Source organism: Thermodesulfobacterium sp., from assembly GCF_030445475.1.
Classification (GTDB): Bacteria; Desulfobacterota; Thermodesulfobacteria; order Thermodesulfobacteriales; family Thermodesulfobacteriaceae; genus Thermodesulfobacterium; species Thermodesulfobacterium commune.
This window is the reverse complement of sequence record NZ_JASUTP010000014.1, coordinates 24,485-35,545: the sequence shown is the minus strand read 5'-3', so window position 1 is coordinate 35,545 and position 11,061 is coordinate 24,485. Positions and strand designations below refer to the sequence as shown.

Annotated in this window: 13 protein-coding genes; 4 read left to right on the top strand and 9 right to left on the bottom strand. The window is 35.7% G+C overall.

The window, feature by feature from the left end; all coding sequences use genetic code 11:
• The first annotated feature begins 108 nt into the window (after positions 1-108).
• From PWP26_RS05490 to PWP26_RS05480, 3 genes are read left to right on the top strand one after another with little or no spacing between them, the layout of a single operon-like run.
• Positions 109-867: a hypothetical protein gene (locus PWP26_RS05490; RefSeq protein ID WP_301399153.1), complete on the top strand. Its 759-nt coding sequence runs from the start codon at positions 109-111 to the stop codon at positions 865-867.
• Positions 858-1,436, top strand: coding sequence for a hypothetical protein (locus tag PWP26_RS05485; protein WP_301399152.1), 579 nt, complete (start codon positions 858-860; stop codon positions 1,434-1,436). Before PWP26_RS05490 ends, PWP26_RS05485 begins: the two co-directional genes overlap by 10 nt.
• Complete coding sequence (locus PWP26_RS05480; RefSeq protein WP_273010551.1) at positions 1,411-2,523, top strand: glycosyltransferase family 4 protein; 1,113 nt, start codon at positions 1,411-1,413, stop codon at positions 2,521-2,523. The genes PWP26_RS05485 and PWP26_RS05480 overlap by 26 nt, the downstream gene beginning before the upstream one ends.
• An 81-nt stretch (positions 2,524-2,604) precedes the next feature.
• Here PWP26_RS05480 and PWP26_RS05475 read toward each other — a convergent pair whose 3' ends face one another.
• Both PWP26_RS05475 and PWP26_RS05470 read right to left on the bottom strand, forming a co-directional pair.
• Positions 2,605-3,702, bottom strand: coding sequence for a glycosyltransferase (locus PWP26_RS05475; RefSeq protein WP_287568342.1), 1,098 nt, complete (start codon positions 3,700-3,702; stop codon positions 2,605-2,607).
• 91 nt (positions 3,703-3,793) lie between these two features.
• Complete coding sequence (locus PWP26_RS05470; protein WP_022855564.1) at positions 3,794-3,997, bottom strand: hypothetical protein; 204 nt, start codon at positions 3,995-3,997, stop codon at positions 3,794-3,796.
• Positions 3,998-4,285: 288 nt separating this feature from the next.
• Here PWP26_RS05470 and hflX point away from each other — a divergent pair, with 288 nt between their 5' ends.
• Entirely contained in the window at positions 4,286-6,061 is a 1,776-nt protein-coding gene (hflX, locus tag PWP26_RS05465; RefSeq protein ID WP_038060372.1) for a GTPase HflX, read from the top strand.
• Here the strand turns inward: hflX and rsfS are convergent.
• The 7 genes from rsfS to PWP26_RS05430 are packed head-to-tail and all read right to left on the bottom strand — an operon-like array spanning position 5,958 to position 11,050.
• Positions 5,958-6,338 (bottom strand): ribosome silencing factor, encoded by a 381-nt coding sequence (gene rsfS, locus PWP26_RS05460; protein ID WP_022855562.1) that lies wholly within the window; start codon positions 6,336-6,338, stop codon positions 5,958-5,960. The genes hflX and rsfS overlap by 104 nt on opposite strands.
• Before the next feature lie 3 nt (positions 6,339-6,341).
• Complete coding sequence (locus PWP26_RS05455; RefSeq protein ID WP_038060373.1) at positions 6,342-6,545, bottom strand: DUF6485 family protein; 204 nt, start codon at positions 6,543-6,545, stop codon at positions 6,342-6,344.
• A gap of 18 nt (positions 6,546-6,563) precedes the next feature.
• Positions 6,564-8,408 (bottom strand): glutamine--fructose-6-phosphate transaminase (isomerizing), encoded by a 1,845-nt coding sequence (gene glmS, locus PWP26_RS05450; RefSeq protein WP_038060374.1) that lies wholly within the window; start codon positions 8,406-8,408, stop codon positions 6,564-6,566.
• 1 nt (position 8,409) lies between these two features.
• The gene (locus PWP26_RS05445; protein WP_038060375.1) at positions 8,410-8,718 is read right to left on the bottom strand and encodes an HNH endonuclease; all 309 of its coding nucleotides are present in this window, start codon (positions 8,716-8,718) and stop codon (positions 8,410-8,412) included.
• Positions 8,715-9,395: a (d)CMP kinase gene (cmk, locus tag PWP26_RS05440; RefSeq protein WP_038060376.1), complete on the bottom strand. Its 681-nt coding sequence runs from the start codon at positions 9,393-9,395 to the stop codon at positions 8,715-8,717. The genes PWP26_RS05445 and cmk overlap by 4 nt, the downstream gene beginning before the upstream one ends.
• The gene (gene nusB / locus PWP26_RS05435; protein WP_287568337.1) at positions 9,382-9,810 is read right to left on the bottom strand and encodes a transcription antitermination factor NusB; all 429 of its coding nucleotides are present in this window, start codon (positions 9,808-9,810) and stop codon (positions 9,382-9,384) included. Before nusB ends, cmk begins: the two co-directional genes overlap by 14 nt.
• Positions 9,811-9,826: 16 nt before the next feature.
• Positions 9,827-11,050, bottom strand: coding sequence for a type I glyceraldehyde-3-phosphate dehydrogenase (locus PWP26_RS05430; RefSeq protein ID WP_038060378.1), 1,224 nt, complete (start codon positions 11,048-11,050; stop codon positions 9,827-9,829).
• Positions 11,051-11,061: the final 11 nt, after the last annotated feature.

The following is an 11,061-nucleotide window of genomic DNA, read 5'->3' as shown; positions in this document are numbered from 1 at the left end:
GTTTTTGACAGATGAAAGCTTGAGGAAACACTATTCAGAAAAGGCTATGCAAAGAGCCAATGATTTTAGAATTGAAAGGATTATTCAAGAGTGGATGGAAGTTTTGGAATGAAGGGGCTTTTAGAATGGAATAAAAACCTTAAACTTTTAGTTCTTCTGTGGATAGCTTTCTACGTTTATGCAATAACAGTTGGTTTTTTAGTGCAATTTTTGATTCTTCCCGTTATGTTTCCTTCTGCTCATTGGAAAGATGGTCTAATGGTTGGTGGGGACTGGATACAGTTTCACACGGAAGGCTTGGAAATAGCTAAAAAAGTGGAAGAAGAAGGCTGGAGTGAATGGAGCTTAAAGCATCCAGTGAGCGGTCAAGCAATGTCTGGGATTGCGGGATTTTTCTACGCCCTTACTGGCATACACAAATCCTGGGTTTTGCTATTTTATAACGCCTTTTTGCATGCCACCGCAGGCATTGTGTTGTTTTTGATTTTAAGGCTCTTGGGAATATCACAAAAATTGGCTTTGATTTTTTCAATTCCTTTCGTGGTTTTTCCCACCTCCCTTACATGGGTATCCCAAATACACAAAGATGGTCTTTATATACTTGGCATGTATCTTACTTTCTTGAGTATTGCTTTAGCTTTTTCAAAAAACTGGAGGTTAAACTTAGTTTCTCTAATGGCAGGCAGTTTGGGAGCCCTGCTATTTTTTACTGTAGGACGGCAGTATGCTATAAAAATAACTCAATATTTTTACGCTCTTTTTGTGCTAACCGCACTGGGGTTAGCATTGTTCAACTTATTGAGGCTCAAAAAAGAAAAGGTTTTAAATTATGGTAAGGCACTGATTATTTCTCCTGGGTGTTCTTAGTTTATGAGGCTCTGCAACCTTCACAAACACAAACACAAACACAAACACAGGCACAATGGTATTGGAATCCTTACCTACCAGATAAAATAGAAAATCAATTTTATCGTCTTGCAGTTTGGAGAAATGAGATTTGGGCTAAACATTTGAGCGGGATGCCTGGTGCTATAGATGAGGATATAAAGTTTAGAAGTGTGGAAGACTTTTTGAAATATACTCCAAGGGCTTTGTTTGTTGGCTTTTTCTCCCCTTTCCCTAAGTTTTGGTTTACTCAAGGCTCCACAACAGGGGGTACAATAGCAAGATATATAACTCCTTTTGAGGCTATTTATCTGTATATTGCCTGGATAATCTTTCCGATAGCTCTATGGATTAATAGAGGAAAGCCTTGGTTTTGGCTTGTTCTTTTGATGTGCTTAGGTTTTATTTGGCTTCATGTAGTAGTAGAGCCTAATGTTGGTCCTATTGTGAGAAAAAGATATGGATATATTATGTTGCTTTCTGCAATAGGCTATGCTACTTTCTTTGAGCTATTAAGGAAAAGACATGGCAAAGATAGTGTTTTCTTCTAACACAGCTTTTAGTCTATATAATTTTAGACTTCCTTTGATGAGAAGGCTAAAGGAGATGGGACACACTGTCTTTGCGGTTGCACCAGAAGATAAGTATTCTCATAGGCTTAGGCAGGAGTTTGAGTTTTTTTCTATAAAAAATCTTGATAGAAAGGGGAAAAATCCTATAAAGGACCTAAAACTCACGCTTGAGTATCTAAGAATTTATAAAAAGACAAAGCCAGACCTTGTGGTAAATTTTACTATAAAACCAAATATCTACAGTTCCATCTGTGCTGGCTTGCTTGGAATTCCCTCCATAAGCGTTGTTACTGGGCTTGGATATGCTTTCATTGAGAAAACTTGGTTAACAGATATTGTGAAAAACCTTTATAAAATTGCCTTTTTCTTTAACACTTTTGTTGTTTTTTTAAACAGAGAAGATATAGACCTTCTGAAAAGGCTCGCAAAAAACAAAGCGGTTTTAATAGAAAGTGAAGGCGTTGACACAGAGTTTTTCTCGCCTAAACATTGTGAAGAAAAAACATCTGAAGATTTTACTTTTTTGTTTGTAGGAAGGCTTTTGAAGGATAAGGGTGTATACGAACTCGTTCGTGCTTTTGAGGAGTTGAAGAAGGAATTTCCTGGGGTGAGGCTTGCCGTTGTGGGGGATGTGGACGAGGGAAATCCTGCTTCTGTGAAAAAGCAAGAAATAGAAGAGTGGGAAAGAATGGGTCTGATAGAATGGTTTGGGTTTCAGGAAGATGTAAGACCATACCACTGCATGGCTGATTGTGTGGTGTTGCCTTCTTATTACCGAGAGGGGATACCAAGGGTCTTACTTGAGGCTATGGCCATGGAAAGGCCTATCATTACCACAGATAGCGTAGGATGCAGGGATGTGTGCGTGGATGGGGTGAATGGCTTTTTGGTTGAGCCAAAGAGCTGGGAAAGCCTTTACGAAGCTATGAAAAGGATGGTTGAACTATCACCATACCAAAGAAAGGCTATGGGGGCTAAAGGAAGAAATTTTGTCTTAGAGAAATACGATATAAAGCTTGTTGTAAGCAAGTATCTTGAGCTTATTGAAAAAGTGAAAATTCTCTAAAAGCGAAGGTAAAGTTTGCTAAAATAACGAGATGGTTGGTTATGAGCAAAGGAAGAATTGGATATTTTTATCAAATAAGAGTTATGGATTTTCGTTAAATTTTTTTAATAAATGCATCATTATTTTAGGGGTTCTAAAATTCACTATTCTAAAGTAAAGCCAGGTATAAAAAACAACAAAAGCTAAGCTAAAAATCATCAAAATGTAAGTTTTGTCCCAGAAAAGTACTGCAGGAATCATGCAAAGAAGTTGCATAAACCATAAATACGGTGAAGTGAGAGAATTTAATAAAAAGTTGGGAATTTTATTACCAAGAGTTAATTTTATTACTCTTCTATGAATTAACATGTGAAGATGTACTGCATCTGGCTCAAAAGGAGATGAATTGCGTATAAATTTTTTTCGTGTTATCGAAAAGATCGTTTCATAGATAGGATATAAAAGCAGAAGAAGAGGAAACCAGGCTGAAACTTCTTGGTGTCTTTCAACAAGTAGGACCCCTATAAGTCCTGCCAAAAAACCTAAAAGGTATGCTCCTCCGTCACCTAAAAAGATATACCCAAAAGGAAAATTCCAGAAGAAAAAACCAAAGATGGCAGAGGCTATGGTTAAGCTTGTATAGACAAGAAACATATCTCCTACTAAGAAGGATACATAAGCATAAGATAGGAAAACCATAATAGAAACTCCGCTTGCAAGACCGTTAAACCCATCGATGATGTTTATGGCATTGGCAACCCCTGCAAGGGCAAAAGCGGTGAAAAGGACGGAAAAAAGGAGATAATTTGCAAGTAAATAGTCAAATCCCGGAAGGTCAACCCGGATAAGGGTCTCTCCTAAAAAAAGATAAACCAGGAATCCAGAAAACATACCACAAAAAAGTCTAATCTTAGGACCAACCTTTTTGGTTAAGTCCTCAATAAATCCTCCTAAAAAAACAGGAATAGAAGATACAACCAAAAGAATATGTAATTTTGCAAAGTCTTTTTGAGTTAAAGTAAAGGCTATACTGACAGCTATTAAGGAAAAAATTATAGGTAAACCACCAACCCTTACAGCATTCCACTGATGAAACTTTTGGACCCCTACTTGATCGTCTATAAAAGCTTCGTTAGCCTTCTTAATGAGAAAAAAACAAGTAAAAAAGGATGTCAAAAAAGCAATAATTAAGTATAACATAAAAAAAGATTATAATTTAATTTTATAAAATTAAAAGAAAGTAGGCTGACAAATTTTTCGTCCTGCTTTCAAAGCAGGATAAAAAGACCTATCAGCCTTTTTTAAGACATTCGATGATAAAATCGCATTTAGCCTCTTTTTCGTCAGGTACTTGCCTAACCATTACTTTTTGCGTGTTGATAGACCGACAAAAAGGACAGGTTATGGTTTTTGACATAAAAGAAAGCTCACTATCAGGGAAAACCTTGTCAAAGGTACGTCTACATTTAAAACATTTTACTGTAACTACTATCATCTAATTTTTACTCAAACTTTTTATACGTTACTTTAAAAATATTTTAAACCAACTTTATGATAGTATCAAGATAAGAACAGAGATTTTATTAATTATAGAAATTTATATACTTAAAATCTATACTAAAAACCTTCTTGATTTCCAAAATGTAAAAAAAATTTAATAAAGGCTATAATGATTTTTGGTCAATTGAGATAGATAATTTTTTTTATTTTAATGCTATAGACTTTAAACACGCTAAATGTGTATTAAAATTTTAAACAAAATGGAGAAATATAAAGAGGAGGTATGGGATATAACGTATTCGGACATACCGTAGGTTTAAAGCCAAGTGAATTAAAAAATTTGGAAAGGTTCTATAGAAGGAGAGTCCCTCCTGCGTCTATTATTTCTCATGAATTAGCAAGAGAACTGGCTAAGGTTTCAGCAGACCTAAACCGTCAGGTAGGACTTCTTATTAATCGAAAGGGTGAGATAGATTATGTGGTAGTGGGTACATTTAATCGTATTGAACTCCCAGAATTAAGAGGATATCGTGATCACATCGCAAGGTTAAAGGGTTTGCGCTTTATTCATACCCATCTTTTAACCTCTAAAATTACCCATTCTGAGCTTGATCAAGATGATTTGATAGACCTAGCTCTTTTAAGACTCGATTTAGTAGGTGCTTTAGAAGTTCATCCGAACGGAGAACCAGGTAAAATTCATATAGCTCATATTATCCCTGATCCAGAGTTTTTTGCAGGAGGTTCTCTTTCAGACAAAGAAAACCAATTTTTTTATTTTTTAAGACCCTGTTATGTTTGGGAGTTAAAAGAAAATTTTTTAGAGCTTATAAAAAATTTAGAAGATGAGCTCGAACGGGTAAAACCACTTAAAGAGGTAGAGGAACAAAAGGATAGGGCTATTCTTATTTTTTTAAGAGAACCTAACGATCCTTATTTAGAAGAAAGGATATTTGAATTAAGAGAGTTAGCCCGTACTGCAGGAGTAACGGTAGTAGGAGAAATAGTTCAGAAAAAGCCAAGTCCAGACCCAAGGTATGTAATAGGTAAAGGAAAACTTCTTGAGGTGATGGTTCTTGCCTTGAGAAACCGTGCCAATCTTTTGATTTTCGACCGAGAGCTTACTCCCTCTCAAGTAAGAGCCATTACTGAAAGTACTGATTTAAGGGTTATAGACCGAACCCAACTTATTTTAGATATCTTTGCTCAACGAGCAAAGTCTAAAGAAGGAAAAATTCAGGTAGAGATAGCTCAGCTAAAATATACTCTTCCAAGACTTAGGGCTAAGGACGATGCTTTTTCCAGACTTACTGGAGGTATAGGAGGTAGAGGTCCGGGAGAGACTAAGTTAGAAATAGATAAAAGAAGGATAAAGGACCGTATTGCTAAGTTAGAAAGGGAGTTAGAAAAGATTTCTCAAGAAAGAGATATAAAAAGAAAACGCAGGAAAAAATTAGCTTTTAAGACCGTTGCGTTGATAGGTTATACCAATGCAGGTAAAACTACCTTGTTTAATACTTTGGCTAAGAGTCAATATCTGGCAGAAGATAAACTTTTTGCTACCCTTGATCCTGTAACCAAAGCTATAAGAACTCCAAACAATCAAGTATTTCTTATCACAGACACCGTAGGTTTTATAAGAAACCTACCAGAAGACCTAAAAAAAGCCTTTAGAGCCACCCTTGAAGAATTATACTCAGCAGATTTATTACTTCACATCGTAGACATAAGTAATCCGGATTTTGAAAGCCAAATAGAAACCGTAAATCAAATTTTAGAAGAGATGGAACTTTTACATTATCCTTTGTTGATGGTTTTTAACAAAATTGACCTTTTACCTCCTTCAGAGTTTCAACTAATAAAAGCACTTTCTCATAGATATAAAGCTATCCCTGTCTCAGCCAAAAGAGGAGATAACCTAGACCTACTTCTAACCAAAATAGAAGAAATACTGTTTAAAACTCCTCTTGAGTATCTAACAGATAAGGTTCTTGAGCCTGTTTCCTTGGAAGAGGAAAATCCATCCAAAGATCCTCTAACGCATAAACTTGACGTATAGGTTCATAGAAAAGATGGACTATAACAGAATCAAAGTCAAGAATTATCCATTGTCCCAGTTCAGCTCCTTCTATACCTAAAGGTTTGATACCTATTTTTTCTAATTCAAACAAAATATAGTCTGAAAGCCCCTGGGTATGTTTGGTTGAATGGGTACTACATATGATAAAATAGTCAGCATAGTCTACTTTATCCTTTACATCAATAAGCACTATGTTTTCTGCTTTTTTATCTTCAAGTAACTTTAAGATTATTTCTGCCAACACTTTGCTTTCCATGTCCTATACCTTCCCTTCAGAAACTAATTTAGCAAAAAGTTCAAAACTTCTATCATAGGTTTTTTCATACTCAGGGGGAAAAAAACAAGCTGGTAATTGTCTCATCTTTCTATGGTAATGCAAACATTCACAACAAATCCCTTTTTTAGGACAGGGATCATAAGAGCAATTACAATTTTTAAGGTTTTTATCCCTTTTACATTCCATAAGCCTACTCCTATCTTTTTACTCAACTGTTACGCTTTTGGCTAAATTTCTTGGTTTATCTACGTCACAACCTCTTAAAGTAGCTATTTCATAGGCTAAAAGTTGAAGAGGAACTACATAAAAAATAGGTAAAAATTCATAAAAAGTCAAGGGAACTTCTATGTATTCGTCAGAAATTTTTTGGAATTCTTTGGCCCCTTCGGTTACCAATGAGATAATAGGCCCTCTACGTGACCTTACCTCTTCAGCGTTAGACAAAGTTTTTTCGTAAACAATGCCTGTTTCTTTGGCTGCAAGGATTACAGTAGGTACCTTTTCTTCTATCAGGGCTATAGGTCCATGTTTCATCTCCCCTGCTGCATAACCCTCTGCATGGATGTAAGAAATTTCTTTAAGTTTTAAGGCACCTTCTAAGGCTATAGGATAAAGGATGTTTCTTCCTAAATAAAGTGCATTTTGTGCTTGATACCACTTTTGAGCCAAAGTTTTAACTTTAGAATGGACCTTTTCGATAAAAATTTTTAATTGGGAGGGTAGTTTTATTAAAGCCTCGATTTTTTGTTTTTTTTCATTTTCTCCAAATAATAGCTGTTTTAGATAAAAGGTAAAGAGGACAAAGGTTAAAACCTGAGTAGAAAAAGCCTTAGTAGAAGCCACACTTATTTCAGGCCCAGCTTTAGTATATAATACAACCTCAGTTTCTCTGGCTATGGTACTTCCTACCACATTACAGATAGAAAGGGTTTTAGCACCTTTCTCTTTAGCTAAACGTAAGCTGGCAAGGGTATCAGCTGTTTCTCCTGATTGGGAAATTCCTATAAAAAGGGTTTTTTCGTCTAAAATAGGGTTTCTATATCTAAATTCAGAGGCAATATCTACCTCTACAGGAAGGCCTAACTCCCTTTCTATGAGATATTTTGCTACCAATCCAGCATGATAAGAGGTACCACAAGCAACGATATAAAACCTTTGTATTCCTTCTAAAAATTTTTGGTCTAATCCTTCCTGAGAAAAATCAATCTGGTTTTTATCCAAATCAATCCTTCCTAACATCGTGTTTTTTATGGCTTCAGGTTGCTCATAGATTTCTTTTAGCATAAAGTGGTCAAAACCACCCTTTTCAGCTGAGGCTATATCCCAGGTCACATGATATGGGGCTCTTGCAACAGGATTGCCTGATAAATCATAGATTTCTACTTGATCTTTCCTAAGTATAGCTACTTCCCCATCGTTTAAAAACAAAACTTCTTTAGTAAAAGGTAAAAGAGCAGGGATGTCAGAGGCTACAAAATTTTCCTGTTTTCCTAAACCTATTACTACAGGACTTTGGTTTCTTCCAATCAAAATAAAATCAGGATTTTCTTTATGAATCAAGGCCACAGCATAGGCACCTTTTAGTTCTTTTAGAGCCTTAAAAAACGCCTCTTTAAGTGGTATTCCTTGGTTTAAGAAATCTTCTATTAAGTGCACGATCACTTCAGTATCAGTTGCTGAGTAAAACTTATGACCTTTAGCTATAAGTTTAGTCTTTAACTCATAATAATTTTCTATGATGCCGTTGTGCACCAAGGCTAAAGATTTATGACAGTCAAAATGAGGATGAGCGTTTTCGTCAGAAGGTTCTCCATGGGTAGCCCATCTGGTATGTCCTAACCCAGGGGCTTTAGCTTTCTTAGGGAAATCATTAAAGAGTTTTTCTTCTAAGTTTAAGATTTTTCCTTTAGTCTTAACTATTTTTATTTCTTCGTCTTCTAAAAACACTATCCCTGCTGAATCATAACCTCTGTATTCAAGCCTTCTTAAACCTTCTAACAAAACAGGAATGATCGGTCTATTTCCTATATACCCTATTATTCCGCACATATCATTCTCCGTCTACCTTTTTAGATTTGAGACTTTTTATGTACTCGTCCCATTCCCAAGGTAAAAGATACTTTTTTTTATTGTTACAATCCTTACAACAAGGAACTATATTGACTCTGTCCGAAGTTCCCCCTCTTGAAAGAGGAATTTTATGGTCCATCGTAAGATTTTTAGCGCCTACTCTTCTTCCGCAATAATAACATATACCTCTTTCTAACTGTCTTCTCCACCATCTTGTTTGTCTAAGTTTACGAGCTTTTTCCTTTTCTTTTTTTATAAACTCCTCTATACTCAAAAAATTTTTTTTCATATTTTTTCTAAGTAATTTAAAATTTTGGTTAATACCTCCTCAGGTGTTAAGTGAGAGGTGTCTAAAATTAAAGCTCCTTCAGGAACAGTTAAAGGCGCTACCTTTCTTGTGCTGTCAAGCTGGTCTCTTTTTTTTAAACTATCCATCACTTGGGTATAAGGTAGACTTTCTTTTTCGGTTTTCTCTTGAAATCTTCTTTCAGCCCTAATCCTTTCATCAGCTGTAAGAAAAACTTTAACCTCAGCATCTTTAAAAACCACACTTCCCATATCACGCCCTTCTGCTACTACTAAACGGTTGTCCACCAACTTTCTTAAAAAATCGTTGATAAATTCTCTTACTTCTGGTATAGAAGCTACTACAGAAACTCTTTCCTCTACTTGGATTTCTCTGAGTTCAGATTTTATTTCCCTTCCTTCGTAAAAAATTTGTGTTGCCTCAGCCGTAAGGTTTATCTTCACCGAAGAAAAAAGCTTGCTTAATGTTTCTATAAGGTTTAAGTTTTTTTGGATAAATTTTTCGTAAAGATTGTGTTTTAAAAGAAGGTAGGTAACCAACCTATAAAAAGCCCCTGATTCTAACAAACAATATCCAAGGGATTTAGCCAAAAGCTTAGCTATGGTGGTTTTCCCAGAGGCTGCAGGTCCGTCTATGGTTATTATCTTAGGTTTTTTCATTTTTATGCGCCTTTATTTCCTTTTTATAAATACTGTCTAAGACCCCGTTTATAAAACTTGGCGAATCATCAGTACCATAAATCTTAGCTATTTCTATCGCTTCATTGATAGAAACCACTTCAGGGATATCAGGTCTAAAAAACATTTCATATACCGCTATTCTCAATATATTTTTGTCTGTAACATTTATCCTTTCTAAAGGCCAAGAAGGGGTATATTTTCTTATGATAGAATCTATAAACTCTAAGTTTTCATAGATACCTCTTACTAGTTCTTCTCCAAACTTTAAAGCTTCAGGACTGTTTATATTAAGAAACTTTTTATAAAGAGTGATAACTTCATCTATAGACACATTAGAAAGTTCTTTCTGGTATAAAATCTGTAAGGCTATTTCTCTACCTTTTCTTCTAATCATAGTTGCCTAACCATACTTAAATCATTTTTTCAGCTATGTAAACTGTGAGTTCTCCTAACATGTTGGTGTAAGAACCGAGCTCGTTATCATACCAACCGTAAATCACCACTTGGGTAATGGGTATCTCTACATGAGTGCATGTCATGCTATTTCCTTCCGGAAGGGCTTTACAGATGTCTACCTTGGCAGTTGCAGTTCTGGTATGGGTTTCACTTCCTTCAATTATTGCGGCTGCTTTAGGATATCCTATGATGTCAGAAGAGACGTTTTGTTCTGTGGTGAAAATCAAAAAGTCTTTGTATTTAGTATTGGCTGCTTCTTTATAAATGTTGTTGATAAGTTCTCTATCTATGTGATTTTCTATGCTTTCATCTTGGATGTTAACCGTCAGGATGATCAAGCTTCCGGTGTTTAACGGAACTCTTACACTTTCTGCCATAAAACCTACTTTTTTCATTTCAGGTATGACTAAACTAAGAGCTTCTGCAGCCCCTGTAGTGGTAAGGATGATATTATTAAAGATACTTCTCATCCTTCTTAGATCTTTTGCCCCTTCCTTAGGTAAACGGTCAAGTACTACCTGAGAACTTGTAGCAGCATGAACTGTCACCATCGAGGCAGAAAGTATTCTATCTACCCCAAAATAGTCCAAAAGAGGTTTAATCATATAAGCTAAACAAGTAGTGGTGCAGGAAGCAGCTGAAATAAGGTTATGTTTGTTAGGTTGATAAACCTCTTCGTTTATTCCATAAACTATAGTGATTGCGTCTTCTGGAATACCTTTTTCTTTATCTTTAATTTTAAAAGGTGCTGAAAGAATTACTTTTTCGGCTCCTCCTAAAAAATGTCCCCTGATTGAACCTTTAGAATCCTCCGGGTCTGTATTTGGGTCTCTAAACTTTCCAGTACAATCAACCACCAGTTTTACCCCTTCTTCTCTCCAGTTTATGTTTTTCGGATTCCTACTAGTTCTCAAGACTTTTACCTTAATACCATCTATATACATCGTTCCTTCTTTTTCGTCCAAATTTTCAATCACTCTTTTACCTTTGTGCCCATAAAGATAAACAGGGAGCCATCCATAGGTGCTGTCTTTCTCTATGTAGCTTGCTATATCAGCGAAAGAAGTTCCCACTTCCCTACCTACGTTGACTACAATTTCGTCAAAATATTTTCTTGCTATGTGATGCCACAAAGTAAGTTTTCCAATTCTTCCTAATCCATTTATTCCTAATTTCATGGTACCCTCCT